At 69.1% G+C, this 25,476-nt stretch carries 26 protein-coding genes; 11 read left to right on the top strand and 15 right to left on the bottom strand.

What is annotated here, in order from left to right; translation table 11 throughout:
• Positions 1-22 precede the first annotated feature (22 nt).
• The 6 genes from R2707_14375 to R2707_14350 all read right to left on the bottom strand — a co-directional run bounded on the left by R2707_14375 (position 23) and on the right by R2707_14350 (position 5,107).
• Positions 23-1,081, bottom strand: a complete 1,059-nt coding sequence (locus R2707_14375; protein MEZ5246284.1) for a zinc-binding dehydrogenase — start codon at positions 1,079-1,081, stop codon at positions 23-25.
• Positions 1,081-2,265 carry a sulfotransferase gene (locus R2707_14370; GenBank protein ID MEZ5246283.1) on the bottom strand — a complete coding sequence of 395 codons (1,185 nt, stop codon included), beginning with the start codon at positions 2,263-2,265 and terminating at the stop codon, positions 1,081-1,083. Before R2707_14370 ends, R2707_14375 begins: the two co-directional genes overlap by 1 nt.
• A 75-nt stretch (positions 2,266-2,340) precedes the next feature.
• Positions 2,341-3,222 (bottom strand): SDR family NAD(P)-dependent oxidoreductase, encoded by an 882-nt coding sequence (locus R2707_14365; protein MEZ5246282.1) that lies wholly within the window; start codon positions 3,220-3,222, stop codon positions 2,341-2,343.
• Positions 3,223-3,293: 71 nt separating this feature from the next.
• Positions 3,294-3,584 carry a DUF1971 domain-containing protein gene (locus R2707_14360; GenBank protein ID MEZ5246281.1) on the bottom strand — a complete coding sequence of 97 codons (291 nt, stop codon included), beginning with the start codon at positions 3,582-3,584 and terminating at the stop codon, positions 3,294-3,296.
• A gap of 1 nt (position 3,585) precedes the next feature.
• Positions 3,586-3,717 carry a hypothetical protein gene (locus R2707_14355; GenBank protein MEZ5246280.1) on the bottom strand — a complete coding sequence of 44 codons (132 nt, stop codon included), beginning with the start codon at positions 3,715-3,717 and terminating at the stop codon, positions 3,586-3,588.
• Between the two features lie 25 nt (positions 3,718-3,742).
• Positions 3,743-5,107, bottom strand: a complete 1,365-nt coding sequence (locus R2707_14350; protein ID MEZ5246279.1) for a M20/M25/M40 family metallo-hydrolase — start codon at positions 5,105-5,107, stop codon at positions 3,743-3,745.
• Positions 5,108-5,243: 136 nt separating this feature from the next.
• On the opposite strand from R2707_14350, the gene R2707_14345 reads away from it, so the two are divergent.
• Positions 5,244-5,513, top strand: coding sequence for a DUF4404 family protein (locus R2707_14345; protein MEZ5246278.1), 270 nt, complete (start codon positions 5,244-5,246; stop codon positions 5,511-5,513).
• A gap of 3 nt (positions 5,514-5,516) precedes the next feature.
• Here R2707_14345 and R2707_14340 read toward each other — a convergent pair whose 3' ends face one another.
• Together R2707_14340 and R2707_14335 are read right to left on the bottom strand one after the other, a co-directional pair.
• Positions 5,517-5,978, bottom strand: a complete 462-nt coding sequence (locus tag R2707_14340; protein ID MEZ5246277.1) for a nitroreductase family deazaflavin-dependent oxidoreductase — start codon at positions 5,976-5,978, stop codon at positions 5,517-5,519.
• A 10-nt stretch (positions 5,979-5,988) separates the two neighbouring features.
• Entirely contained in the window at positions 5,989-6,648 is a 660-nt protein-coding gene (locus tag R2707_14335) for a hypothetical protein (protein ID MEZ5246276.1), read from the bottom strand.
• A gap of 44 nt (positions 6,649-6,692) precedes the next feature.
• Between R2707_14335 and R2707_14330 the strand changes: the two genes are divergently transcribed.
• From R2707_14330 to phnE (R2707_14305), 6 genes are all read left to right on the top strand, one after another.
• Positions 6,693-7,280, top strand: coding sequence for a hypothetical protein (locus R2707_14330; protein MEZ5246275.1), 588 nt, complete (start codon positions 6,693-6,695; stop codon positions 7,278-7,280).
• Between the two features lie 71 nt (positions 7,281-7,351).
• Positions 7,352-8,545, top strand: coding sequence for a PhnD/SsuA/transferrin family substrate-binding protein (locus R2707_14325; protein ID MEZ5246274.1), 1,194 nt, complete (start codon positions 7,352-7,354; stop codon positions 8,543-8,545).
• Positions 8,546-8,660: 115 nt separating this feature from the next.
• A complete protein-coding gene (locus R2707_14320; GenBank protein ID MEZ5246273.1) occupies positions 8,661-9,149 on the top strand; it encodes an ATP-binding cassette domain-containing protein in 489 nt (162 codons plus the stop codon).
• Between the two features lie 9 nt (positions 9,150-9,158).
• Positions 9,159-9,434, top strand: coding sequence for a hypothetical protein (locus tag R2707_14315; GenBank protein MEZ5246272.1), 276 nt, complete (start codon positions 9,159-9,161; stop codon positions 9,432-9,434).
• Positions 9,431-10,237 (top strand): phosphonate ABC transporter, permease protein PhnE, encoded by an 807-nt coding sequence (gene phnE / locus R2707_14310; GenBank protein MEZ5246271.1) that lies wholly within the window; start codon positions 9,431-9,433, stop codon positions 10,235-10,237. Before R2707_14315 ends, phnE (R2707_14310) begins: the two co-directional genes overlap by 4 nt.
• Entirely contained in the window at positions 10,237-11,139 is a 903-nt protein-coding gene (phnE, locus tag R2707_14305; GenBank protein ID MEZ5246270.1) for a phosphonate ABC transporter, permease protein PhnE, read from the top strand. Before phnE (R2707_14310) ends, phnE (R2707_14305) begins: the two co-directional genes overlap by 1 nt.
• Here the strand turns inward: phnE (R2707_14305) and R2707_14300 are convergent.
• The gene (locus R2707_14300) at positions 11,080-12,210 is read right to left on the bottom strand and encodes an adenylate/guanylate cyclase domain-containing protein (protein MEZ5246269.1); all 1,131 of its coding nucleotides are present in this window, start codon (positions 12,208-12,210) and stop codon (positions 11,080-11,082) included. The genes phnE (R2707_14305) and R2707_14300 overlap by 60 nt on opposite strands.
• A gap of 55 nt (positions 12,211-12,265) precedes the next feature.
• Between R2707_14300 and R2707_14295 the strand changes: the two genes are divergently transcribed.
• A complete protein-coding gene (locus R2707_14295) occupies positions 12,266-14,428 on the top strand; it encodes a hypothetical protein (protein MEZ5246268.1) in 2,163 nt (720 codons plus the stop codon).
• A 40-nt stretch (positions 14,429-14,468) separates the two neighbouring features.
• A complete protein-coding gene (locus tag R2707_14290; protein ID MEZ5246267.1) occupies positions 14,469-15,341 on the top strand; it encodes a hypothetical protein in 873 nt (290 codons plus the stop codon).
• Here R2707_14290 and R2707_14285 read toward each other — a convergent pair.
• From R2707_14285 to R2707_14265, 5 genes are read right to left on the bottom strand one after another with little or no spacing between them, the layout of a single operon-like run.
• Positions 15,331-16,668, bottom strand: a complete 1,338-nt coding sequence (locus tag R2707_14285) for an FGGY family carbohydrate kinase (protein ID MEZ5246266.1) — start codon at positions 16,666-16,668, stop codon at positions 15,331-15,333. The genes R2707_14290 and R2707_14285 overlap by 11 nt on opposite strands.
• Entirely contained in the window at positions 16,665-18,059 is a 1,395-nt protein-coding gene (locus tag R2707_14280) for an FAD-binding oxidoreductase (protein MEZ5246265.1), read from the bottom strand. Before R2707_14280 ends, R2707_14285 begins: the two co-directional genes overlap by 4 nt.
• Positions 18,056-19,687, bottom strand: a complete 1,632-nt coding sequence (locus tag R2707_14275; GenBank protein ID MEZ5246264.1) for a glycerol-3-phosphate dehydrogenase/oxidase — start codon at positions 19,685-19,687, stop codon at positions 18,056-18,058. Before R2707_14275 ends, R2707_14280 begins: the two co-directional genes overlap by 4 nt.
• Before the next feature lie 20 nt (positions 19,688-19,707).
• On the bottom strand, positions 19,708-20,679 hold the full coding sequence (locus tag R2707_14270; GenBank protein ID MEZ5246263.1) for a TerC family protein: 972 nt from the start codon (positions 20,677-20,679) through the stop codon (positions 19,708-19,710).
• Between the two features lie 5 nt (positions 20,680-20,684).
• On the bottom strand, positions 20,685-22,970 hold the full coding sequence (locus R2707_14265) for an SGNH/GDSL hydrolase family protein (protein MEZ5246262.1): 2,286 nt from the start codon (positions 22,968-22,970) through the stop codon (positions 20,685-20,687).
• A 77-nt stretch (positions 22,971-23,047) separates the two neighbouring features.
• On the opposite strand from R2707_14265, the gene R2707_14260 reads away from it, so the two are divergent.
• The gene (locus tag R2707_14260) at positions 23,048-24,253 is read left to right on the top strand and encodes an MFS transporter (protein MEZ5246261.1); all 1,206 of its coding nucleotides are present in this window, start codon (positions 23,048-23,050) and stop codon (positions 24,251-24,253) included.
• On the opposite strand, the gene R2707_14255 is transcribed toward R2707_14260, so the two are convergent.
• Positions 24,229-24,663, bottom strand: a complete 435-nt coding sequence (locus R2707_14255; GenBank protein ID MEZ5246260.1) for a nitroreductase family deazaflavin-dependent oxidoreductase — start codon at positions 24,661-24,663, stop codon at positions 24,229-24,231. The genes R2707_14260 and R2707_14255 overlap by 25 nt on opposite strands.
• A 23-nt stretch (positions 24,664-24,686) precedes the next feature.
• Here R2707_14255 and R2707_14250 point away from each other — a divergent pair, with 23 nt between their 5' ends.
• The gene (locus R2707_14250; GenBank protein ID MEZ5246259.1) at positions 24,687-25,451 is read left to right on the top strand and encodes a DUF429 domain-containing protein; all 765 of its coding nucleotides are present in this window, start codon (positions 24,687-24,689) and stop codon (positions 25,449-25,451) included.
• Positions 25,452-25,476: the final 25 nt, after the last annotated feature.

Here is a 25,476-nt window from a genome sequence, read left to right as displayed (position 1 = left end):
CTCCCCTTGGTCCTTCGACGACTCAGTCAACCATCACGATGGCGCGGCCGGTGGTGCGACGGTTGGCCATGTCGTCGATCAAGCCGGGGAGCTCCTCGAACGCGACGACGGAACCGATCACCGGCTTCACCGCCCCCGCCCGGACCAGGTCGACGATGTCGGCCGTGATCCGCTCACCCAACGCGGTGGGCGAGACGTTCCAGCCGAGCGCCGTCTTCATCATCTGGATCATGTCGTCGCCGGCATAGTTGAGCAGCACACCACAGAGCTTGAAGTTCCCGAGCGCAACGCGACGGGGAACGATGAAGGGCTCGTCGGCCACCGTCTTGTTCGAGGCGAAGCCCATCATGAGGTAGCGCCCGTTGTAGGCGGTGCACTTCATGGACTGCTCCATCACCGCCTCGCCGACGTTGTCGAACACCACGTCGACGCCCCGATTGTCGGTCTCGGCCAACACGATCTCGGCGAAGTCGGTGTCGGCGTAGTTGATCGCGACGTCGGCGCCGAGGTCGAGGCACTGCTGCACCTTCTCGTCGGTCCCCGCGGTCGCGAACACCCGGGCTCCGGCGTTGGCGGCGAGCTGCACGGCGGCCGAGCCCGAACCACCGGCTGCGGCATGGATCAACACGCTCTCGCCGGCCTTCAACTCGGCCCGGTCGAACAAGCCCAACCACGCGAGGTGGAACGGGAAATAGAGGGCGGCTGCGTCGGGGAGTGGGATGTCGTCGGGCATGTCGAACACCGCGGGGGTCGAGCAGATCGCCTGCTCGGCGAACCCGCCGAACGCCCGCCGCGTGGTCGCCACCACCCGCCGACCCTGCCAGGCCTCGGCACCGGGACCACACGCGTCGACCACACCCATGACCTCCATGCCCGGGCTGTAGGGGAACTCGGGCGGGGCCATCATGTTGCCGCCGGTGATGCGCTCGATGTCGTTGAGGTTGAGCGGAATCGCCTGCACCCGAACCCGCACCTCACCGGCCTCGGGCTCGGGCACCGGCACCGTCTCGAGCTGCAGCACCTCGAGTGGGGCCCCGTACTCGTGGACCCGCCAGGCCCGCATCGTCACGTCCTCGGCCATCATTCCTCCGTCAATCCGAAGTGGTCGATGTAGGTCCGGAACTCGGCGCGGACCTGGGCCGGGTCGACACCGAACTCCTCGGGCGAATACCGGTGGATACCGTGCTTGCCCGGCGGGTTGTCGTCGATGAACGCCTTCATCGCGTCGGCGCCCTCGCCCGACATCGGCAGGTCGAGCGCCTCGTAGATCTTCTCGACCTCGGTGAACTGATCCGAGATGAAGTCGGGGAAGTACATGTCGTAGAAGATCGCGTCGGGGTACTCGCGGGCCTGACGGATCTCGATACCGCGCAGGAGGACCCTCCGCAGTCGGTCGATCCAGTCGTCGGCCACCTCGATCGGGTCGACGGCGTCGCTGCCGACCCGACGCACGATCGACGTGAGACTCGAGTAGGAGGTCATCGACTTCACCGGGTCGCGATGGGTGAACACGATGCGGGCGTCGGGGTAGGTCTCGAGCAGCTGATCGAGACCCCACAGGTGGGCGCCGGTCTTGAGCACCCAGCGATCGCCGGGGTTGCGGGCCTGGAAGTGCTGGAGCTGACGGTGATGGAAGTCGTAGACCGGACGCCAATCGGCTTCGGTGTCGACCCAGTCCTCGTAGCTCGGCACCCGGAACTGGTTGTGGAACAGCGGAGTGCACATCGATTCACCCATCAGCACGACGCACTCCTGTGTCAGCTGCGGACCCATCGGATGGATCGCGTCGAAGCCGGGCAGCTGCATGTCGCGGTCGGGCATCGTCGCCGCGCACTGGGCGATGCGGGGGTCGGTGTCGAAGGTGGCGGCCTCGGGTGGCGGCGACGGGAACATCACCTCCCAGGTCATCGGGGCCCGACTGCGGGGGTCGCAGGCGAGGATGTCGTGCAGGATCGTCGTACCCGTTCGAGGCATGCCGATGATGAACACCGGACGCACGATCTTCTGCGTCGCGATGTCCGGATGGCGCTTGCGATCGTCGACATAGTGGAGGCGGTTGACCGTGTGGAGCAACATCCGTTCGTTGCTGATGATCCGGCCGATGTCGTTGAGTTGCGCCTCGGCGGACAGCGAGTCGACCAAGCGACCGAGTCCCTCCATGAACGAACCGCCCGGTCCGTCGTCGAGGTCGTCGAGCCCTCCGGCCCGTTCCGACGCGGTGCGCAACACCCCGTCGACGTCGAGCGCCGCCACGTCGTCTGCCATCGGATTCCCCCTTGCCGACACCGGACCGCACCGGCCCGGACCGCACCGACTGTAGGTGCCCTCGGGCCCCGCCGATCAAACGAGCTTGCGGCCTGCCCGTTCCAGACGCCGGCCGTTGAGACCGAGCAGCGGCTCGAGCACGCGGTCCGGCAAACGGGCCATGAGACCGATCAGCTTGGCGTCGGGACCGACGAGATAGCGGGCCTTCGGCCTCGACGCCGTGAGTGCGTGCTCGACCGCCTGCGCCACCCGATCCGGATCGATTCCCTTCTCCCGGCCCTCGACGTTGAACGCCCGTTGGCGCTGGATCAGGAAGCCGTAGCGAGCCCGCCGCCCCGCAGCATCGATCCGCGCCTCCGACCCGGCGATCGTGTCGTCGGCCTTGTCCCAGATCGCCGTCTTGATCTCGCCCGGCTCGACGACCGACGAGTTCATCGACGTCCGCGCCAGCTCACCGCGCAACGACCAGTTGAACGCCTCCACTGCGTGCTTGCTCGCGGCATAGGGACCGAGTGCCGGCTGCGACACTCGTCCGGCGATCGAACCGATGTGGACGAACCGGCCGCCGACGTCCTCCATCAGCGGCATCGCTTCTCGGGTCAGCGACACGAGGCTGAAGAAGTTGACGTCGAACTGGCGGCGCCACTCCTCGTCGGTCAGGAGCTCGATCGGTCCACCGACTCCGATCCCCGCGTTGTTCACCAACCCGTGCAGCACGCCCGCCTCGTCGCGGATCCGGGCCAGGGCGGCGTCGACGTGCCCCCGATCGACGACATCGAGGAGGACGGGGACGACCTCGCCCGCGGCGCCGGCGTCGGCGTCGGCGGCGAGGCGTTCGCCGTCCTCTTCGCGTCGGACACCGGCGTAGACCCGCCACCCCGAGCCCGCCATGCGTTGCACGCAGGCCGCACCGATCCCCGTCGAGGTACCGGTGATGAGTACGTTCCTGTCCGCCACGGAGGCCCCTCTCGTCGGGTTCGGAACCAGTTGACCACAGTCCGCCCGCGAGCACCGCGAGCGAGACGGACCTAGCGGTGGAACTCGACGACGAAACGGGCGTCGGCCGAGGGCTCGACGTGGTGCAACACCCCGGGTTCGATCACCTGCGCGTCGTTCGTCGTCAACGACCGCCGCACGCCGGTGTCTTCGAGCACGAAGACCACCGTGCCGCGATTCACGCGCAGCACGCCCCACACGTCGTCGGCCACGCGATGCGCACCGAGCAGGCCGGCGGGCACGGTGTCGATCGTGAACTCCGGCGTCGTGCGTACCAGCGCCAGGCCAGGTGGAAGCTCCTCGACGACGGGATCGTCGCCCATGTCAGCGCAGCCGCACGGGCCGGTGCTCCACGCCGTGGAGCAGGTTGCTGCGGACTCGCTCGACCGACCCCGCCGGTTCGATCCGCTCGTGACGATCGAGCATGTCGCCGATCACCTGCGTCGGCGGCGCCATCGCGACCTCGGTGGTGGTGCCGTGCTCATCCCAGGAGATCCTTCGCCACGTCGTGGAACAGGTCGGTGCTGAGTCGCAGTGACTCGACGTCGATGCGTTCGTCGTTGCCGTGGAAGCGCTGCCCGAACGAACCGACATCGAGCTCGGGGCTGAACAGCCCTGCGCCGTACGCCACCGCTCCCATCTCCCGGTAGATCCGCGAATCGGTGAACCCGACGACGAACTGGGGGGCCAACCGTGCACCCGGGAACGGCTTCTCGACCGCCCGCTGCAGGCTCTGCCACAGGGGCGTGTCGGACGGGCTCGTGCTGGCCGGGTCGTTCATGATCACGTCGACGTGGACCTCGTCGGCAAGGTCACCGAGCGCCGTGTCGAGATGGGCCCGCACCTCGTCGGTGGTGTCGCCGGGCATCGTGCGAATGTCGACGTCGATGTCGACCGAGTCGGGGATGACGTTGGTCTTCATCCGGCTGCCGTCGCCGCCCGCGATCAGGTTCGGCGAGAAGGTGGTGTGCGTGCACGAGTAGAGGTGCGACGCATGCGGGGCGTGGGGAAGCTCGGCGAGCAGATCGTCGAGTCGGTCGGGATCGAGCATCGCCGCCTTGGTGTCGTCGTCGACGTCCATGGTGGCCACCTGCTGCGGCCAGAGCTCGTGGAATCGCGGCGGCGGTCGGTAGTCGGCGATTCGCTGGATGACGGCGGCGGCCTTCACCAACGCGTTGTCGCCGCGATAGGGCCGCGACCCGTGACCGGGTGTGCCCTTGACCCGTAGCCGCCGCCACGCCACTCCCTTCTCGGCCACGTTGATGCCGATCCTCGGTGCCTCCGGGGACCCCGAGTGGAGCCCGCCGTTCTCGGTGAGCACGTAGTCGGCGAAGATGGCGTCGCGTTCGTGGTCGGCCATCCACCGAGCGCCGTGCGCGCTCCCCGACTCCTCGTCGGCAACGGCGAAGAAGATGAGGTCACCCCGCGGCCGGAACCCGCTGCGCGCCAGCTCACGGAACGCGACGGCCATCGACGCGGTGAGGTTCAACATGTCGACCGCGCCCCTGCCCCACACCTCGTCGATGCCGGCAGGCGACACGACTCGTTCGCCACCGAACGGGTCGCGACTCCAGCCGTCGCGATTCACCGGCACCACGTCGGTGTGTCCCATCAGGCACAGGCTCGGCGCGCTCGGGTCGGTGCCCTCGATACGCGACACGAGCGACACCCGGCCGGGCGCCGGCTCGTAGCGCTGGAGATCGAGCCCCGATCCCTCCAGCCAATGCTGCAACACATCGGCGTTGCGCACCTCCTGGCCCGACGCCGCCGTGCCGTCGTTGACACACTCGTTGCGAATCAGTTCCCGCAGCAGATCGATGGTCTGGTTCATGCGCAGATCGGACACCGACGCAGTCTCCCACCACCTCGTGGCAGGTGTCTGACACCGCTGTGGCGGGTGTCTGACACCGCTGTGGCGGGTGGGAGCGAGTAGAAACAGGGCTGACCGGCAAGGGCTGATGTACGCGACCGAGGGGGATGTGGTGAGCGAGACCGAAGACCGCGACATGGAGGAACTGCTCGACGAGCTGCGGTCGGCGATCGCCGCCGCCGACGGCTTGGGCGACGACGACCGCTCCCACCTCGCGGAACTGGTTCGACGGATCGAGGTCGAGGCCGACGAGAACGAGGACGACGATCCGAACCTCATCGAGAGCCTCGAGGAGTCGCTCTCTCGTTTCGAAACCGAACACCTCGGCCTGGTGCAGACGTTCAACCGCATCGCCAACGCACTGTCGGCCGGCGGCCTCTGACCCCTACACGGGTGTGGCGACGAACACCGGGATGACCCGGCCGTGTTCGGCCGCGGACACGGCGTAGTCGGCATAGTCCGGATAGACCGCGACCCCACGGGCGTACCACTCGTCGCGCTCGGCGCCGGTGACTTCGCGGACGGTGTAGTTCTTCGGCTCGGGGCCGTCCTGCACCGTGACGTGCGTGGCGTCGACGAGGTTGTAGTACCAGCCCGGATGGTGCGGCATGCCCGCCTTCGAGGCGATGAGTGCGTACTCGCCCTCGTGCTCGACCCGCATCAACGGCACCTTGCGGACCTTGCCGCTCTTGTGCCCCACCATCGTGGTGACCACGATCGGGATGCCCGTGTCCATCAGCGTGTTGGCCCGCTCGCCACCCGAAGCCTCGTACTCGGCGACCTGGTCGGCCACCCATCCCCACGCGCTCGGTTCGTAGTCGCTGCCGCTGTCTGCATCTGTGCTCATGATGAAGAGGCTACGCCGGGCCGACTCGACGCGTCAGCCGATCGGCACCCGGTTCGATCCCCGGCAGCTGCACCTCGACGGCACCGGCCTTGGCCGCCGCGAGTTCGACCACGATCGCCTCGACCTCTCGCCAGTCGCGGGCCCGGAGGCCGTCGAAGTCGACGTTGTAGGGCTGATCGAACACGATGACATCATTGCCCGCGGCGCGCAGTTGCTCGATGTTGTGCGGCGCGTCGTCGATGTAGCAGTCGGCCTCGACCTCGGGCTTGGCGCCCAGGAAGCAGATGTCGCGATACGGGATCCGGTTGACGTCGAGCCAGGTGACGGTGTCGTTGATCGCGGCGGCGTGACCCCAGTTCACATAGAGCCGGTGGGTGACGACACGGATCCAGATCCCGGCATCGGAGAGACGCCACAGCGCGTCGGCCGCGCCGTCGAACGCAGGCAATGTCGCGAGCATGCGGCGCTCGTTGACGGCGTAGTTGTGGAGCCGGTTGAACTCGTCGGCGTCGAGTCCCCACTCGTGGAAGTCCCACGAACGCTCGACGGGAAGGGTCGCCGGATCGACCCCGCGATCCTCCGCCACGATCTCGCGAAAGCCCGCGGTGTAGTCGGCCACGACGCCGTCCAGGTCGACGCCGAACACGAACGGGCGAGATGGCCGGGACATACCCCGAGGGTGCCACATCGGAGCCGAGCTGCGAGAGTTGGTCTGTGCGCAAACTCCGACTCGGCATCGATCTCGACGGCGTGGTCGCCGACTTCAACCATGGCTGGACCACTCGCTACAACCGCGACTTTCCCGAGCACCTCGAGCGCGAACTCCGCGCCGACGACGTCGTCGAGTGGGATGCACCCACCTCCCTCAGCCACTTCCCCAGCATGTCCGCGTTCTGGAAGTGGGCGGAGACGTGTGCCGACGGACGCAGCCTGTTCCACGGATTGGAGCCCTACGAGGGTGCGCTCGACGCCCTCCACGCACTGCGCGGCGCCGGTCACCACCTGGTGATCCTCACCACCAAGCCGCATTTCTCGGTCCACGACACCTACGACTGGCTGGCCCGCCACCGCATCCCGTCGACGGAAATCCACATCCTCGACGACAAGACCCAGGTCACCTGCGACGTGTACCTCGACGATGCCGACCACAACCTCGAGGCCCTCACCGGCGCCCACCCCGACGCCGAGGTGTGCCGATACGTCCGCCCGTGGAACCGCCCGATCGCCGGCGCGATCGACGTCTACGACTGGGCCGACTTCCAGGAGATCGTCGACCGCCGGGCGGCGTTCACAGGCACGTAACGCGGTCGGCGACGCAAAGCCGGCTCGAGCTGACTACGGTCGCTTCCAACCCACATCCCTGGAGGGACCACATGAACAAGACAATGATGCGCTTTCTGGCGTTGTTGCTCGGCTTCGCGTTGTTCGCCGCTGCGTGCGGCGACGACGACAGCGGCGATGCCGCCGACGACAGCTCAGCCGACGACAGCGGCGACATGGCCGACGACAGCGCCAGCGACGACATGAGCGACGACAGTGGCGACATGGCCGACGACAGCGGCGACATGGCCGACGACGACATGGCCGACTGGCCCGAGTCGATCACGTTCGGCTTCGTTCCCAGCCAGGACCAGGCGACGCTGCAGGACAACATCGACCCGTTCATCGCAGTCCTCGAGGAGGCCCTCGGCATCACCGTCAACGGCGTGGTCACCACCGACTACACCGGCCTCGTCACCTCGATGGGAACCGACCAGACCGACCTCGGCGCCTTCGGCCCGTTCGGCTACACGCTCGGCAAGGACCAGTTCGGCAACATCGAGCCCCTGATCCAGTCGGTGCGCTTCGGCTCGGCCACCTACCACGGCCAGTGGTTCACCAACGACCCGTCCGTTTGTCAGGAGGGCACCCTCGCCGAGGCGACCGCCCTCGAGAACCAGAACGGCGAGATCGTCCAGGTCCCGGCACTCGAAGCAGTGGCCCTGCAGGTCGGTGTGGAGTTCGGCGACGACGGTCCCCAGTTCGGCAAGGTCAACGACAACGGCGACGTGATCAGCTCCGGCACGAGCTGCATCGGCGACCTGTCGTCGGTCGCCGGCGAGACCGTGGCCTTCACCTCGGAGACCTCGACCTCGGGTTACCTCTTCCCGGCGCTCGACCTCACCAACCTGGGCATCGATCCCGCGACCGGTATCACCCCCATCTTCACCGGTGGCCACGATGCCGCGGTCACGGCCGTCTACGACGGCAGCGCCAAGTTCGGCCTGTCCTTCGACGACGCCCGCAGCACCATCGACGACGTCAACCCCGATGTCGGCGAGAAGGTCATCGTGTTCTCGATCACCGACGAGATCCCGAACGACGTCGTCGCCGTCCGCACCGCACTCCCGCAGTCGCTGAAGGACGCCATCTACGACGCGATCGATGCGTATCTGCAGACCGAAGAGGGCGAAGCCGTCTTCGACGAGATCTACAGCTGGACCGACATCGCACCGGCGAACGACGCCGACTTCGACGTCGTTCGTGAAGCCGCCACGGCCCTCGGTATCACCGAGCCCCCCGGCTGATCACTCGGCGGGGTCTCCCGCCATCCCGTGATGGTCACCGGCTGCGGAACCCCCGACAGGAGGTCCGCAGCCGGTGCCACGTTCGGCCCACCGCACGAGGAGTCAGGCCCGACACATGATCGAACTCGAGGACGTGTCCGTCACCTATCGCGACGGGGTCAAGGCGCTGCGCAACGTCGATCTCACCATCGACGACGGTGAGTTCGTGGTGGTCGTCGGCCTCTCGGGCGCGGGCAAGTCCACCCTGCTGCGCGTCCTCAACGGGCTGGTCCCCGCCACCAGCGGTTCGGCGAAGGTCGACGGCATCGAGGTGGTGGGTGCCTCGGGAGCGGCCCTTCGCCAGGTGCGCTCGCGCATCGGCATGATCTTCCAGACCTTCAACCTCGCCGAGCGCACGACCGTGCTCAACAATGTGCTCATGGGCCGCCTCAGCAACGTGCCCGCCTGGCGCTCGACCATCGGCCTGTGGCCGGCGGCCGATCGCGAGATCGCCCTCGAGGCCCTCGAACGGGTCGGCATCGTCGAGAAGGCCTACGTGCGGGCGTCGAACCTGTCGGGTGGCCAGCAACAACGCGTCGGCATCGCCCGGGCTCTCGCCCAATAGCCGACACTCATGCTCGCCGACGAACCCGTCGCCGCCCTCGACCCGGTGACGAGCCGCCAGGTGATGGGCGACCTCGCCCGCATCAACACCGAACTCGGCATCACCACCCTCATCAACCTCCACTATCTCGATCTCGCCCAGGAATACGGCCAACGCCTGATCGGTCTCCGGGCCGGCGAGCTCGTCTTCGACGGCAACATCGCCGACGTCGACGACGACACGTTCCGCGAGATCTACGGGCGCTCGATCACCACCGGCGACGTTCTCGCCGACAACGACAAGTGACCGGGGCGACAACCCCCGGCGCAACCCAGCGTCCGACGAAGCCGCGGCGAAATCCGCTCGTCTATCTGGTCGCCATTGCGCTCGTGGCGTGGACCGTCTTCACCGCCCGCCAGGTCGGCTTCCGCTGGTCGACCTTCATCGACATCTGGACCAACAAGCTCTGGGGCCTGTTCTGGCCGATCCCATGGGACTGGGTCCTCGACCGCGGCAACGTGATCGACCCGCTGATCGAGACCTTCCAGATCGCGATCGTCGCCACCGTGATCGGCTGCGGACTCGCGCTCCCGGCCGCGTTCGCCATGAGTCGGCTCACCACCCCCAACGCACCCACCTACTGGGTGAGCCGCATCCTCATGAGCATCGTGCGCGCGGTGCCCGATCTCTTCTGGGCGAAGATCCTGGTGACCGCGATCGGTATCGGGGCGTTCGCCGGGTCGTGGGCGCTGTCCATCTTCTCGTTCGCCGTGATGGTCAAGCTCTTCTCCGAGACCATCGACGGCGCCGATCCCGGGCCGCTCGAGGCCGCGCGGGCCGCGGGCGCCCGTCACGTGCCGGCCGTCCGCACCGGCGTGTTGCCGACGGTTCTCCCGTCGTATGTGGCCTACGCGCTCTACGTGTTCGAGCTCAACATCCGTGCCTCCATCGTGCTCGGTCTCGTCGGCGCCGGTGGCATCGGTCGGATCATCGAAGCCCAGCGCAGCTTCTTCCGCTTCGACCGGATCCTGGGCATCTTGATCCTGGTATTCGTGGTCGTCTTCGTGATCGAGCAGATCAGCGTGGCGCTCCGCCGGAGGCTCGTCTGATGACGGCGACGATTCCGCCCGATCAGGCCGACACCGCGGCCCGCACCCGACCCGCTCCCCCGCGTGGGTCGCAGGTCTTCCGCCTCGCGATGGTTGTGGTGATCGGCTTGGCCTTCGTCTGGGGCGTCTCGGGACTCGACGCATCCTGGACCCGGCTCCGCACCGCCCCCGGCGATGCGTGGGCGATCATCCGCCTGATGTGGCCACCCGATTTCGCCACGGAGATCGACCGGGGCGTGCTCGGCAAGGTCCTCGAGTCGGTCTACATCGCGTGGGTCGGCACCGTCATCGCGGCAACGCTGTCGCTGCCACTCGCGTTCCTCGCGTCGAACAACGTCTCGCCGAGTTTCGTTCGTCTGCCCATTCGCCAGCTGTTCAACGTGATCAGGGCCGTACCCGAACTGATCGTCGCCGTCGTGCTCCTCGGGGTCGTGCCCCTCGGCCCGTGGGCCGGCGCCCTCGCCATCGGGCTCCACTCGATCGGCACGCTGGGCAAGCTCTCGAGCGAGGAGATCGAGTCGTCCGACCACGGTCCCGTCGAGGCCGTCGAGGCCTGCGGCGGCACATTCGTCTCACGGGTCCGCTGGGGCGTGCTGCCCCAGGTGATGCCGCAGATCACCAGCTACTGGCTGTTCCGCTTCGAGATCAACGTCCGCGCCTCCGCCGTGCTCGGCATGATCGGGGCCGGCGGCGTCGGCTCGGAGCTGATCGCACAGCTCAACTTCCGCAACTTCCCCCAGGTCGGCGCCGTGCTCATCATCACCATCGCCGTGGTGGTGTTCATCGACACCGTTTCGTCGGCGATCCGCAAGCGGATCATCGCGGGGACCAGCGGCGACCCGTCACGGATGATGGAGCTGATCCGCGATCTCGGCGGCCGCGGCTGGAGCGCTCGTCCGTAGATCGAGTCCCCAGTCCTCACCCGGACGCAGGCGATACACCCGCGCATCCCCGATGCCCTTGAGCGGTTTGGGCCCGAGGCTGCGCAGTGCGAACCGGTGGTCGCTGCCGATCGCGTCGCGCAACTCGTGGCTCACGTTGACCGCACCGGCACGGCCGACTCCCACCAGCCGACTCGCGAGATTGACGACCGGCCCGTAGAGATCACCGTCACGCGTCAGGATCGGCCCGTAGGCCATACCGATTCGCACGCTTCCCAGGGCGTCCTCGGCGGCAACGGCCTCCGCCATCTCCAGCGCGATCATCGCGCCCTGCACCGGATCGACGACCGTGAACATCGCCGCGTCGCCGATCATCTTGACGATGCGGCCGTCGTGTTCGACGACCACCTGATGGACCAGGTCGTCGAAGCGGCCCACGACCTCGGCCAGCTCGTCGTCGGCGAGTTGCATGCTGAGCTCGGTGAACCGGACGAGGTCGGCGAAGCCGACGACCTGGCCGGTGCCCTCGACGAGCATCGCCAGATCGACGCGACGTCGAGCGGCGGCCCTGAGGTGACGTCGAAACGTGTAGTCGACCGCGTCGGACAGGAACGGGAGGATCTCACCGGCACTGGCCGCGAAGGGGGATTCGGCTTCGTCATCGCTGTCGCGAGCCTCGGCGGCCTGGGCCTCGGTCGCATCGACAACCGCCGTCGCCACCTGCGACATCGCCTGCCCGAGGACCCGCCCGAGCTGCAGCGCGACCGCCGGACGTACGGCCCCGGCCTTCGTGAGGCCGATCAGGTTGCGCAGGATCCGGACATCGGTCTTGGTGAACATCGGGTCGTCCTCGACCGGTTCGACGAAGCCGAGGCTGCGCCAGAGCACTCGCACCGCGGCGGGCTCCGCACCGACCTTGTCGGCGAGTTCGGCCAGCGTCAGCTTCCCTCGTTCGGGGAGCACCAGGCCGTCGATCGCGAGCAACTCGGCGGTGCCGGTCTCCTCGGCCTCCTCGATCGTCTCGGGATCGAAGCCCAGACCGTCGAGTACCTCTCGAACCGACTTGGGCCGACGACGTCGATAGCGAGCCATCCGTGCAGCGTACGACTCGCTGGTCTCCCGGGGCGACCAGCCGTATCCTCCCGCCATGGCGGACGAGGCACCACAGCTGCTCCACCTGCTCAAGGCAGGACGGATCCTGCAGTACCGACAACAGAACGTCGCGCTCGTCTCCGCACCCGAAGGCACCGAGTTCGACATCGTCTACGCCGAACGATGGCTGGCCCCCGGGCTCGACGTGGAGGTCGGCGAAGGTGCCATCGTGATCCTGTCGGACTCCCCGTACAGCCAGGTCGACCCCGCCCGTTACGCCTCGATCACCGCGGCCGAACGAACCCGCAACGGGCTCCAGGTCACGATCAAGGTCGGGCCATGGCCGGTCGTGGAGGACGACGACGCACTGATCGCGCCCTTGCGCCCGCACCCGACCCAGCCGCCCTACTTCGCCTGGCGGGCGCCGGCCGAGGGGCTGCGGCCGCCACGGTCGGACCACGAGTTGCGCGAGGCGTGGCGCCACGTCGTCCATCGCCTCCGGGGTAACCAGTTCTACGCCGAATCGAACTTCGCCCGTCTGGTGCGTGTGCTCGATCCGCACGGCCACGAGGTTCGCGAGCGCAGCCTCGAACTCGGCGAGATCGCCAACGCGGTGATCGAGGTCCACTCCCCCGGCGGCGACGACCACGTCCACTCCGTCCTCGTCGACTCCAATCCGCCCGGCGCCGTCGTCGGTGGAATCGAGAAGGAGCGCGCCGACCACGACGACTATCTCCACGTGCCCGTCCGCCCACTCGCCGCCGGCACCCACACGATCGACATGGCCTTCGTGCCCGAGCCCCTGCTCTCGACACGGATCACGTTCGCGATCGATGCGCACAAGGCCGCCGCTCCCGCTCCTTCACCGCCTCCCCCGCCGAGGCTCCCGGCGGCGCCGACCCCGTCCGCCGAAGCCGCGGCGTTGCCGGCGCCGGTCGCCACCGATCCGGCGCTGGTGCAGGCACTGGCCGAACGCCTGCGACGACTCGACGCCATCGAGCCCGCCCAGTGGCTCAACCTCCTCCAGGACCACATCCTCCCGCTCGCCCCCGACGACGCAGTGGTCCGATCGATGACCGCCGAAGCCGCCTACGACATCGGCGACTACCAGGTGGTCATCGATCTGCTCGACGACCCGGCGCGGTTCCGCACCGGCGATGCCTTTCGACGACTCAGTGCCGGCCTGCACTTCAGCATTCCGACACAGGTCGCCGCGCTGCTGCGCGAGATCGACCTCGGAGTCGAGTCCAACGTGGCTCGTCTCGCAGCCGAGCTCCCCCGCCTTCCCGATGGCGCGGTGAGGGAGATCGCCGAGGTCATCCTCGACGAGCTGGCCGGCAAGGAGGTGCTCGACCGGCTGCTGCCATCGGTGTTCCTGCGATTGCGAGACGATCTCGCGCTGCGCGTCGCTCGCGAATGTGCACCCGCCGACCCCGACGCCTGGCTCGATCGCGCCCTCACCCGTTGGCCGGACCCACACCGCATGCCCGACGACGCGTTGCGGGAGATTCTCACCTGGGACATCAACGCCGCGGCGCTGGCGCCCTACCTGCGCGAAGCGATCGAGAACCACATCGATGCCGGGGAGCTCGACGACGTCCTCGAGCTCGGTGAACGGGGCCGCTCGCTCTTGCCCCGCCTCGACCAGGTGCGGCTCCGGATCGCGACCGCCCGCCTGTTCTTCGAGCAGGACGAGACGCTTCCGATCGCCCGCGATCTCCTCCTCGAAGCCGCCGCGGAGAGCGCCGGGCTCGGCGATCCCGACATCTCCACCGAGTTGGCGTTCACCCTTCGCGAGCGCTGGCCCGCCGGTGCCGACGAGGCGGTCGACACCGCGGTCGAGCGGCTCCGGACGGTGCTCGACGAGCTCGTCGACTTCCAGGAGTGGCGCGAGAAACGGGACGGGGACGTGGCGTCGAGGCTGCGATCGACGGTACAGGGGAAGGTCCTCCACATCGTGGGCGGCCGTCGTCAACCCTGGGCCGAGCGCCTCGCGACCGATCTCGGGCTGAAGGATCTGCGATGGCACGAGAGCGAGCGCAAGAAGCCACCGTCGCTCGACTGGGCCGGCGCCGTCGACCCCGACCGCGACCTGGTCGTACTCATCTGGACCCATTGCGGCCACCGCACCAGCCAAGGCCTTGACGTGGCAGGCTTGCGATACCACCATGCAAGTTGGAGTCGCGCCAGCATCCTGGAGGCGTTGACCCGGATGTAGCACCACGCAGCCCACCACGGCCGACCACGGAGGATCCACCGTGCACCGACATCGCACCGCTCTCCTCCCACTGGTACTGGTCGGGTTGATCGGCGTGCTCGTCCCGACCGAGCGCGGTGCGGCCGCCCAGGACGACCCGCCACCGTCGGAGACGACGACGGAATGGAGCGACAACACGCTGGTGGTCACCGCCGCGGCACCCGGAACCCTCGAGCTGACCGACACCCCCGGCGCCCCCTACGACGGCCCCCGCATCCACTGCGCGTGGTTCACGCTCGTCATCGGCGGAACCACCCTCGACGCGGTGCGCATCGCCGACCCCGAGGTCGGTGCCACCTACGTCTACAACTGCTGGTTCGTCGACCCGTGGGACGACCGCTACCCGGGCTACCCGCTCGTTGCCGTCTACGACCCGATCGTCGATCCTCCCGGTCCGCTGATCACCACCCCGGTAGCCGCCCGGTACGCACTCGACAGCATCGAGTTCGAGCGTCCGTCGGTCGTGACCTCGCCCGCCGGTATCCAGATCGTCGGCATTCCCTCGTGGTTCGCGGTCGACAGCGAACTCGACTACGCCCCCGCGTCGGCGCAGGCCGGCCCGGTGTGGGCGACGGTGCGCCCGGTCTTTCGCGACGTCACCTGGGATCTCGGCGATGGCGCCCGCCTCGTCTGCACCGACGACGCGACGACCCGATGGGACCCGACCGGACCCGACGACCAGCACAGTCGCTGCATCCACACCTTCACCCGCGCGCCATCACCCTCCGACCCGGGGCCGATATCGGCGACCGCCAGCTGGACGATCTGGCAGCGGACCGACCGCACCGCCGGATCCTGGGTGGTGTGGGGCACCGTCAGCCTGACCACGTCGGTCGACCTCCCCGTCATCGGCCTTCAGGCGGTCATCGACTGAGCGCCGACGCGGCGATCTCGGCCGCGCCGCGCAGGCTCGCCTCGTCGTCGGCGGCCCGCCGGATGTGGAGACCCCGATGCTCCAGCGCGTCGACCATCACCTGCGAGCGACTCAATCCGCCGTCGACGGCGAGCGACGGCACCCCCATGTGCACCGCGAGCTCGGCGACCCGGTCGGCGATGCCCTCGACCACGGCCCGCACCATGTCGGGTCGGGTGGTGTCGAGGGCGAGCCCCGTCCATTCACCCCGAGCCCCCGGGTCGTGATGCGGCGACCCGAGACCGGCGAGCGCGGGCACGAACCGCACTGCGCCCGGGCGCCCCTCCGACGCAACGGCGTCGAGCGCGTCGACCCGGTCGAGCATCCCGATGCGCACGAGCCATTCGACCACGCTGCCCGCCGTGGTGATCGAGCCTTCGAACATGAACTCCTCGACCGGCGCGGCGCCGCCGGTCGGTGTGCGTCGCCACAACGGAAGCGTGTAGCAGCCAACCGGGGCCGTGCCGGGTTCGGGCCCCGCGTGCACGTCGAGCATCGCCGAGGTGCCGAGCGTGATCTTCGCCTCACCCTCGGCAAGCCGGTGGGCCGCGCAGGCCGCCATCTGATCACCGACGCGGGCAGTGAGGGCGATGCCACCGGCCGGATCGAGGAGAACGGCTGCGCCGGCATCGGCATCGGACGCGACGATCTCGGCCAGGGGTGCTCGTGGCACCCCGAAGAGCTCGAGCGCGCCGTCGGACCAATCACCGACCCGGGGGTCGTACATCCCGGTGGCCGCCGCGTTACCGGGATCGGTCACGAAGGATTGCCCATCCGACAGCGCCCAGGTCATCCATGAATCGACGGTGCCCATCCGCAAGGTGCCGTCGGCCGCCGCCGCTGCGACGGCCGGGTCGTTGTCGAGCAGCCAGCGCATCTTCGTGCACGACGCGGCGGTGTTGACCGGAATCCCCTGGGCGACCAGCTCGGCGACGGCCCCGGCGCTGCGGGCGTCCTGCCAGCCGACCGCGGGCCGAATGGCCCGCCCGTCGACCGACGACCAGCACACGATCGTCGCCCGCTGGTTGGCGATGCCCAGCGCGCCGACGTCGCCGGCGACCACGCCGGCATCGGCGAGGACCGATCCCCACAGCCGCTGCGTCGCCGCGACGAAGGCAGCCGGATCCTGTTCGACCGCGCCGGCGAACGGCACCGACAGGTCGAGGGTCTCGCGGGCGATGGCCACCCGTTCGCCCGACGCCGGATCGAACAGACCGAACCGGATCGTCGTCGTGCCGACATCGAGCCCGGCGACCAGCCGACCGCTCCGCCCACTGCGCGCGTTCACGGGATCAGCACGCCCGGGTTGAGCAGGCCATCGGGATCGAGGGCCGACTTCACGGCCCGCAGCATCGACACCCCACCAGCGCCGATCTCGGCCTGCATCCAGTCGCGCCGCACGCGCCCGATGCCGTGGTGGTGCGCGAGGCCGGCACCGAGGCCGTCGGCCGCCCGCATCGCTGCGTCCCAGCAGGCGTCGTAGGTCGCGGCGTACTCGGTGGCGTCGCCGGGCGTCGCCGCGAGCGTGAAGTAGAGATTGGCCCCCGAGCGATAGGCGTGCGACGAGTGCGCCGATGCGGCCACCACGCCGGGCACGTCGTTGAGGGCGTCGACGACGGCGTCGTAGAGAGCTGGAAGTCGGGACCAGTCGGTGGCGACCTCGATGGTGTCGGCGACGACCCCTGATGTCAGCAACTCGTCCCAGCTCGGCACCGTGTTGCGATGGGCGAACCACGCGTCGACCGCTTCCACCGAGGCTGCTGCGCCGCCACCGGCGGTGCAGATCCCGGCGACCGCCTCGGCCTCGAGGGGAGCGAGTCCCGGGGGGCCCTCGTGGAGGAAGATCAGCATCGAGTGGCCCTTGGGCATCTGGTCACGGAAGTGGCGCCACGACTCGCGACCGTCGTAGAGACGCACGACCGGCGGACGCCAGCCCGCCCGCATCACACGGCGAATGGCGTCGAGCCCCTGTGAGAACTCGGTGAAGTGGAACGCCTGGCGCACACCCGGTTCGGGCTGCTCCCGCAGCGACAACGTCACCTCGGTCACGATGCCGAGCGTCCCTTCCGAACCCAACAGCAGCTGCCGCAGGTCGGGGCCGGCCGATGCGCGAGGCGTGTCGCGGCCCCGGTAGACGGTGCCGTCGGCCAGCACCGCTTCGAGCGACAGGACGACGTCCTCGATGTTGCCGTAGGCCGTCGAATACTGGCCCGATGCCCTGGTCGCCACCCAGCCGCCGACCGTCGACAGCTCGATCGACTGGGGCCAGTGCCCGATGGTGAGGCCTTCCTGCTGCACCCGCTCCTCGGCGGCGAGACCGTTGGTGCCGGCACCGAACGTGGCGGTGAGGTCGGTCGACGAGAGCCCTCGGAGTCCGGCCATGCGTTCGGTCGACAGCACCACCGAATCGGCCGACGCCAGCACCCCACCGACCACACCCGACCCGCCACCGCGGGGAATCATCGGGGCGCCGTGGGCGCGGCAGACCTTGACCGCCTCGGCCAGCTCGGCCGTCGACTCGGGGGCCACCACCGCCACCGGCGCGGCAACGGTCTCGCCGGCCGACAGCGGGATCTGCGAGCGCATCCAGGTGTCGCGCGAGCGTGCGGCGCGGTCGCCGTCGTCGAGCAGCAGGGCATCACTCCCGAGCACCGCGCCCAGGTCGTCGATCAGGCTCATGTGGGGTCTCCGTCTTCTCCGTGGGCCGATGGGTCGTCGTCGCGAAAGGCCAGCTCATCGGCGAACCGGGCGCGCACCTCCGCTTCCTGGGCGAGCCGCTCCTCGGCCGACCAACCCAGGCGCTCCGCCATGCGGGCGGCCACCGCCGCACTCAGTTCGTCACGACGAGCCGGCACGTACCAGGCGAGCCGCGTGCGTCGATAGACGACGTCGACCAGCGTGGTCGCCGCCTCCATGTCGATCGCCCAGTCGACCTCACCGACGACGACCGGCTCACCGTCGACCAGATGGCCCGCGCCGAGGGCGAGGACGTCGGGGGCCTCCGATCCGTAGAGGCGCCGAAGGCGGGTCGCCTGACGATCGGGATCGGCGTCGACGGGGGCCCCACCGGGCACGCGGGCCAGACCGGGGCCCGCGCCCAAGGGGCGGTCGAGGGAGCGGGCGACGACGTCCATGACGTCCTCGGCGAGGCGCCGGAAGCCGGTGAGCTTGCCGCCGGCGATCGAGATCATCCCGCCCGGCCCCACCGTGATCTCGTCCTTGCGCGACATCTCCTTGGCTTCCTTGCCTTCCTGGGCGATCAGCGGCCGGACGCCCGACCAGGACGCGATCACATCGTCGGGCGTCAGCGGATCGATGTCGAAGTAGCGGGTCATCGGATCGAGGAGGTACTCGACATCGTCGGGCTCGATCTCGGGCCAGAGGGGACGGTCGCCGTAGTAGCTGGTGTCGGTCGTGCCGATGTAGACGGTGTCGCCCCGCGGGATCACGAAGATCGACCGCTTGTCGCGGGTGTTGCAGATCACGAGGTGGTTGACCGGGAAGCGGGACCTCGGCACGACGATGTGCACGCCCTTCGACAGGTGCAACGGGGTCGCCGGGGGATCCTGTTCCATCCGGGCGATCCCCTCGACCCAGGGCCCCGCCGCATTGACGACGACCGCGCCCCGCACGTTCACCTCACGATCGGTGCGGGCACAACGGGCGACGACACCCTCGATGCGGACGCCGTCGGGGCCATGGAGCATTCCGACGACCGGGAGCCGGTTCGCGACCACCGCGCCCGTGCCGACCGCGGCCCGGAGGGTGGCGAGCACCAGCCGGGCATCGTCGGTCAGGTACTCGCGGTAGGCGACGGCGAAGTGGTAGGGGTCGGTGCGCAGATGCGGCTCATGGGCCGTGATGTCGGCGCCCTTCCAGACTTCGTGGCGGTCGACACCGTCGATCCCGCCCAGCTTCTCGTAGGTACCGATCCCGGCCCGGAAGGTCGTGACGGCGGCCCGGTTGCGGGCCGGCACCACCATCCAGCACGGCTCGGCGAGATGGGGGGCCATGGCGTGCACCGCGGCGCGTTCGCGTGCCGTCTTGCGAACCAGGTCGACCTCGCCGCTGGCCAGGTAGCGCAAACCTCCGTGGATCAGCTTGGAAGACCGCGACGACGTGCCGGCCGCGAAGTCGTCGGCCTCGAGAAGGGCGACCCGAAGCCCACGCCCCGCCGCGTCACGGGCGACACCGGCCCCCGTGATCCCCCCGCCGACGACGATCACGTCGAAGCGATCGGCCTCCAACTCGTCGAGGCGGGCGGACCTCGACGGGGGCGTGAGGGTGGGAGCACCGGCGGAAACCATCGCCCCGTTCTAGCGGGATCTCAACCGACGAGCGCTTCGCGACGGGTCTTGCGTTCGCTGAACACGATCGCTCCGACGAGCATCCCGAGGATGATCGACAGCGAGACGTAGGTGTCGAGGTGGTACCAGTGGCTCGCCGCCATCTTGGCACCCACGAAGATCAGGATGCCGCCGAGGGCATGCGAGAGATAGTGGAACCGTTGACGCGCATCGGCGAGCAGGAAGTACATGGCCCGCAGACCGAGGATGGCGAACGCGTTCGACGAGAACACGATGAACGACTCGTTGGAGACGGCGAGAACCGCGGGGACCGAGTCGAGTGCGAAGATCACGTCGGTCGCCTCCACCACCACGAGCGCGGCGAACAGCGGCGTCGCCGCCCGCATCCCGTTGTGGACGGTGAAGAACTTGTGACCGTCGAATGTCTCGGTCACCGGCATGATCCGTCGCAGGATGCCGAGTCCGACGGTCGACGCGTCCTCACCCTCGTCGTCACGGTGACGGATGATCCGAAATCCGGTGACCACGAGGAAGATGCCGAAGACGACGAGGATCCAGGCGAAGCGTTGGATGAGCGCCGAGCCGAGCAGGATGAACACCAGCCGAAGTGCCAGCGCGCCGAAGATGCCCCAGAACAGCACCCGGTGCTGGAACCGCAGCGGGATCGCCATGGTGGAGAAGAGAATCGACCAGACGAACACGTTGTCGATGCTGAGCGACTTCTCGATCAGGTAGCCCGACAGGTACTCACCGAACGCCGCCCCGCCGAAACCGGCGAGGACCACGAGCGAGAACGAGAGACCGACGGTGATCCAGGCCGCCGTCTCGACGAACGCGCCGCGGGTCGTCGGCTCGTGATCCTCGCGGTGCCGGTAGAGGTCGATGGCGAGGAGAGCGACGATCGCCACGGCAAGGCCGGCCCACCATCCCACCCCGACCTCGAGTTCGACGAAGTTGTCGCGAGCCGATTCGGTCGCGAGGAACGGGGACACCCGCGTCAACGTAGCGGACCCTCCGGTCGGCGCTGACTCGCCTCCCCCAGCGGCGTGGCCTGGATCACTCGGCGAAGCCCCGGGAGCCGGTTGCGGACCACGGCGAGGAGCTGTCCCTGCCCGGCCGCGAGCACGAGCAGCAGCCCGGCGAGCACCATCAACACGATCGGCACCAACACCAGACGAAGGCTCTGGATGAGGGTGCACTGGGTGAACGACTCGAGGTCGTCGCAGCCGCCGACCGGCGCGTCGGCGACGACCTCGGCACCGGGACCCTCAGCGGCCGGCCCGCCGACACCGGCCAGGCCGCTCGGCTCGATGGGCGGCGCCTGTCCAGGGGCCGCCACGGGTGCGGTGTTGGTCTCGCAGAACCCGTCGGCCGCTCCGAGGTGGCAATCGTGATCGAGGAATTCGACGAGCTTCGCCGCGACGAGTTCGTGACCGCGCCGTGTCGGGTGGAAGGTGTTGTGGATGATCCTGGACGGCACGAGTCGATCGAGGAGGTCATCGCCCTCGGTCGGTTGGAAGCTGAGGGACCGAATCGCCGCAGGCTCGACCAGGGCGCCGCCGGTATCGACCTCGCAGAACCGCTCCCCTTCATAGGAGGTCGACGCGCCGGTGAAGTGCACGATCCCGCTGTCGCCCACCCGCTCGACCGCCGCGCCGACCGCCCGGTTCAGGGCGTCGACGAAACCCTGGAGCGCGCGGGTCTCGGTGCCGTTGAACGGCACCTGACCGCCACAGCGGTCGACGTCGGGCCCGAACATCTGCGGGTAGGCGACCACGACCATCGGTGACGTGGGAAAGAGCTCCCTCGCCTTGGTGAGCGCGATCTCGACCCGGTCGGTGACCCCCGAGAGCGCCGGCGTCGCCCCGGCATCGAGCGCGTCGTCGCACGATCCCGGCAGGAAGCAGGCCGCACCGATCGTGGCGAAGCCCGCGTCGTTGCCGCCGAGCGAGAGCAGCACGAGCTCGGGATCGTTGTCGGTTCCCCGTTCGTCCTCCCACCGCAGCAGTTGGCCGTAGACGGAGTTGACGCCGCGCTCGGTCTCGATGTCGTCGGGCGCACCGGAGAACCCGCCGGACGTCGCGAGCGCGCCGGAGCACCCGTAGAACGCGAGCTCCAGGCCGCGCGCGGCCGCGACGATCGGGCTGTACGCATCGTCGCTGCGGCGACACGAGTTCACACCGCCGATCGCGAGGTCGGGATCGCCCGATGTCCCCGTGTTGGTGTCGGCGTAGAACGTGCCGATCCCCTCACCCGACAGATACGAGTCGCCGAACGCAGCGAGCACCGCGTCCGACGACACGGAGGGAATCGGTGCCGGTGGGCCGGTGTGGTCCTGCACGACCCACACCATCAGCAGGCCGACGAGCACCAGCACCACGAGCCCCTCACCGCGGGTGACGAGCGACGCACCGAAGAGCAGGGAGCCGAGGGCACCGGCGAACACGAGGGTCGTCGACACGTCGTCGCCGATGACAACGAGCCACCAGACGAAGCCGACGATCAACAGCACCACTGCCGCGAGGGCGGTGATCTTCCACGGGTCGGCCCGCGTCGGACCCACGGCCACCGGCCGCGGACCACGTTGACGGGCCGAGACCAGCGCCAACCCGACCGGGAGGAGCAGGAGGAGTGGCCATCGCACGCGGTCGGCCTCGGCGAACAGCACGAAAGCGATCGGCAGCAGCATCGCGAACGCGCCAACGCCGACCAGCCACGGCCACACCGAGATGAGCCGACGGGCGACCTCGAACGCGAGCCACACCCCGCCGGCGACCGCGCCGACGGCGAGACCGGACCACTCCCATCCCGTGAGCAGCCCGGCCGGCAGCACCGTTGTTCCGGCGATGAGGAGGGCGTTGAGGATCCATGCGAGCGCGAACGGGAACGCGTCGGCGATGTCGGCCAGCTTCGCCCTGACCACCTGCACGACCGGCACCGTGCCGGCGAGCCAGAGACCGAGCGCGTAGGCGATACCGGCCTGGACGTTGTCGGTCGATGACCAGGCCATGAGCAGCGCGGCCACGGCAACGACCGCGATGCCCGCGCCCGCGAGCGTCAGGTGATGCGACAGCCAGCTCCGCACGTCCCAGCGACCGGCCTCGTTGACCCAGTGGGCGTACGCGGCGTTGATGTTCCACAGACACAACGCCCCGAGCAGCGCCGACGGGACGATGATCACCCACGGGTCGTTCCAACCGAGCATCTCGACCACGACCGGCGCCAGGAGCGTGAGGATGAGGCCGATGAGCCACCGGAAGCCGCCGCTGAACCGTTGCGCCATCGCCGGAGCCTAGGCCCGCGTGGTCCGGGCGTCTGGAAATCGCGGCGATCGCCGCGGCGAGTCCGTAGCCTGCCCGGGTGTCCGAGACCGCCACGTCGCTGCGCAGCCGCATCCCGCCGGCGTGGGTCTTCTCCGCGCTCTCGGCCGCCCTCGCGTCGGGCTACGGCGTGCTCTTCACCGTGGTCGGCGACTATCGCGACGAGTACGGGATCGCGGAGACCTGGCTGGGCGTGCTCATCGGTGCCGGGTTCATCTCTGCGTTCCTGGCCCAGATCTTCATCGCGCCGTTGGCCGATCGGGGCCACGCCCGGAAGCTGATCATCGCCGGCGTCCTGGCCAACGTGGTGGGCCTCCTGATGATGGCGTTCGGCACGGCGCTCGTCCCGCTCCTCGCCGGCCGCCTGGTGTCGGGTGTGGGCATCGGCGCGTCATTGCCCGCCATTCGCCGGATCGTGATCCTGGCCGACCCCGACAATCTCGGTCAGAACCTCGGTCGGCTGCTCAGTGCCGACGTCTTCGGCTTCGCCTGCGGCCCCGCCATCAGTGCGGCGTTGGTGGGCCCGTTCGGCCTCGCCTCGCCGTTCGTCGTCGTCAGCGCGCTCACGATCGCCATCATCCCGTTCGCCCTCGCGATCGCCGTCGAGGAGACCCCCGACGAGACCGGCCAGCGCCTCGCACTCGGCCTGCTGCGCAATCGGGTCGTCGCCGGTGCCGTCGTGCTCGGCAGCGCCGTCTTCTTGATGATCGGCGCGTTCGACGCCCTGTGGGACGTCGTCCACGAGGACCTCGCCACCACCGACTGGCTCGCCAACCTCGGCATCACCCTGTTCGCGGTCCCCCTCGTGGTGCTCGGGCCGACGAGCGGACGGCTGGCCCAGCGCATCGGGCCGTTCCGGATCGGCACCGCGGGCCTGCTCGCAGGTGCCGCCTTCATGTTCGCCTACGGACAGCTCCCGACCGGCGGCTGGATCTTCGCCGTCGCGATGCTGCATGCCTGCGCCGACGGGATCACCGTGGCGTCGTCGGGCGTCGCCATCTCCATGGCCGTGCCCGAGGCGCGTCAGGCGGGAGCGCAGGGCCTCATGGGCGCCGCGCAGTCGTTGACGGCCGGCATCGCGGCCCCCGTGATCGCCGGTCTCTACGAGGGCCCGGGTCGAGCCGTCGCCTACGGCGCCGCGGCGGTCGGCATGGTCGTGTTGGCGGCGATCGGCGTGGCGCTCGCCTGGCCGTTCATCCAGGACCGCAGCCGCAGCCTCGCCTACGTCTCGACCGGATCGAGATAGACGAGCGGGATCTCACGGTCGGTCTTCTTCTGGTAGCCGCCGTAGTTCGCGAAGTCCGATGTGACCTTGTCCCACAGCTCGGCCCGCTCCTCCGACGACAGCACTCGAGCCGTGTAGGGCTTGGCCTCCTTGCCCCCGAGTGCCACCTCGACCGCGGGATCGTCGCGCAGGTTGAGGAACCACGCCGGATGGATGTCGTCGCCGCCTCGTGACGCGACGATCAGGAGCGAATCGCCGTCCTGGTGCGGCGAGGTGAGCATCACGGAACGCTTCTTGCCCGACTTGCGCCCCGTCGTCGTGAGCTCGAGCACCGGCATCTTCGCGGCCGTCCACCCGAGGCGGCCGCCGCTGACCTTGAGGAGCCCTCGGTGGAGCGCATTCATTCCCTTGAGCATCGCGTCACTCGGCATGGGGTGAACCTACCGTGGCTCGGATGTCCACGCGGCCCGATCCATCCGACCGCCCACTCCGCGTCGTGGGCGTCGACCTCGCGTCGCAGCCGAAGAAGTCCAGCCTCTGTGTGATCGAGTGGGAGGAGCACCCACGGGTCGTCGAGCTGGCCCGCCCCGCCGACGACGATCTCATCGTCGCCCACGCCGATGCGGCCGACGCGACAGGCCTGGACTGCCCGTTCGGTTGGCCATCCGATTTCGTCGAGACGGTGCGCCGACACCACGAGGGCCGTTCGGTCGCCGATGTCGACACGACACCGCGAGCACTCCGACTGCGCACCACCGATCAGTGGATCCGCACCAACCATGTGCCGCGTGATCCGTTGAGCGTGTCGACCGACCGGCTCGGCATCGTCGCGCTGCGGGGGATCCGGATCCTCGAACGGATCGCCGGAGCCGGAGCCGACCGCAGCGGCGCGGCGGGGGTCTACGAGACGTATCCCGGCGGGTCGCTCGCGAAGTGGGGGCTGCGTTCCACCGGCTACAAGGACGAGGCGGGGACCGACGCCCGCCGCGCGATCGTCGACGCGCTGGCGGACCACATCGATCTCGCCGGAACGGCCGGCCGACTCGTGGACAACGACGACGACCTCGACGCGGTGATCACCGCCGTCGTCGCCGGTCTCGCCCACATGGGACTGACGACGTCGGCGCCGCCGGAACATCGCGACGTCGCCCGGGTCGAGGGCTGGATCCACGTGCCGGTGATCGCGCTCGACGCGCTGCCCGACGCCCGCGGCACCTGACTCGCCGCGGTCGGTCGTCGTACCC

The organism is Acidimicrobiales bacterium (assembly GCA_041394245.1).
Lineage (GTDB): Bacteria > Actinomycetota > Acidimicrobiia > Acidimicrobiales > Aldehydirespiratoraceae > JAJRXC01.
Note: the sequence above shows the minus strand (reverse complement) of the source record. Positions and strands in the feature narration are given on the sequence as shown.